General features: G+C 73.3%; 2 protein-coding genes. Both read right to left on the bottom strand.

The features are described from left to right. Nucleotides 1-53 precede the first annotated feature (53 nt). Nucleotides 54-779, bottom strand: a complete 726-nt coding sequence (locus PLP61_RS05465; RefSeq protein ID WP_324501147.1) for a GAF and ANTAR domain-containing protein — start codon at nt 777-779, stop codon at nt 54-56. 49 nt (nt 780-828) lie between these two features. Further along, a partial coding sequence (locus PLP61_RS05460) for a SpoIIE family protein phosphatase (RefSeq protein WP_324501145.1) occupies nt 829-1,118 on the bottom strand: 290 nt, incomplete at its 5' end.

Raw genomic sequence — 1,118 nt, 5'->3', positions numbered from 1 at the left:
CCTGCAGGCGGCTGGCCGTGCGGACCGGTCCTGCGCTCGCCGGCGCGGGAGCCTCAGCGCGAGGCCGGCTGGCCCGGTAGCTCCCGGCTGCTGACCAGCCGCTCGGCCACGTCGCGCAGCTTCATGTTGTTGTCCTGCGAGTAGCGCATCAGCACCGCGAACGCCTGGTCAGGCGTGAGCTGGTAGCGCTCCATCAGGATGCCCTGGGCCTGGCCCACCAGCTTCCGCGCGTCGACCGCCTGCCAGAGGTTCTCGGTGGTGCGCGCGGTCGCCAGCGCGACGGCGGCGTGCCGCGCGAGCAGGTGCGCCACCGCCTGGTCGTCCACGTCGAAGTGGTCCGGCCTCGAGTCGTACAGGTTGAGGGTGCCGACGGTGGAGGCGCTCGTGTACAGCCGCACGCTCAGCATGCTGCGGATGCCGTACGTCGCGACGCGGGCGGCCCAGGCGGGCCAGCGCCGGTCGGCCCGGGTGTCGGAGACCAGCACGCTGACCCGGTCGGAGAGGACGTCCATGTCGGGCCCCTCACCGACCTCCATCTGCACCTCGTCCAGCGCCTCGATGAGCGGGTCGGTGGCGGCGGCGGTCTCCACGCGCTTGCGGCCGTGCACGAAGGTGACGCCGGCGTACTCGCAGTCCACCGCCTTGAGGGAGTAGCGCAGCACCAGGTCGACGGTCTCCTCGACGGTCGGCTCGTCATGGAGCGCGATCGCCAGCTGCGCGAGCTCCTCGGCCCAGGCGCGGCTGGACTCCCCCCGACGACTCGTCCCCATGGCGCTCATTCAACCACCGTGTCGCGCGGCGCCCGCCCGGGACCACGCGGGCGGCGGGTCACAGGACCACGCAGAGGACCACGACGTCGTCGGGCAGCACGTGTCCCTCGGGATGCTGCAGCAACCGGGTGCAGAGGTCCTCGGCGCGCACCGTGGGCCCCAGCGCCTCGACGAGGTGCTGGAGCCGAGCCATCCCGGCACGGATGCCCTGCCCCCGGGTCTCGACCAGGCCGTCGGTGTACCAGAGCAGGAGCGCCGGCTCCGGGAGCTCGACCTCCCCGTTCTCGCGGCGCCGGTCCGGCAGCACCCCCAGGGGCAGGCCGGCTGCATCTGCCAGGAACCGAGCCC

Source organism: Nocardioides sp., assembly GCF_035429765.1.
In the GTDB taxonomy this organism is placed as follows: Bacteria; Actinomycetota; Actinomycetes; order Propionibacteriales; family Nocardioidaceae; genus Nocardioides.
This window is presented reverse-complemented; position numbering and strand designations above follow the sequence as displayed.

Excerpts from the sequence above, each read along its gene's own strand:
- PLP61_RS05465 (WP_324501147.1), bottom strand. The coding sequence starts at position 779 with ATGAGCGCCATGGGGACGAGTCGTCGGGGGGAGTCCAGCCGCGCCTGG.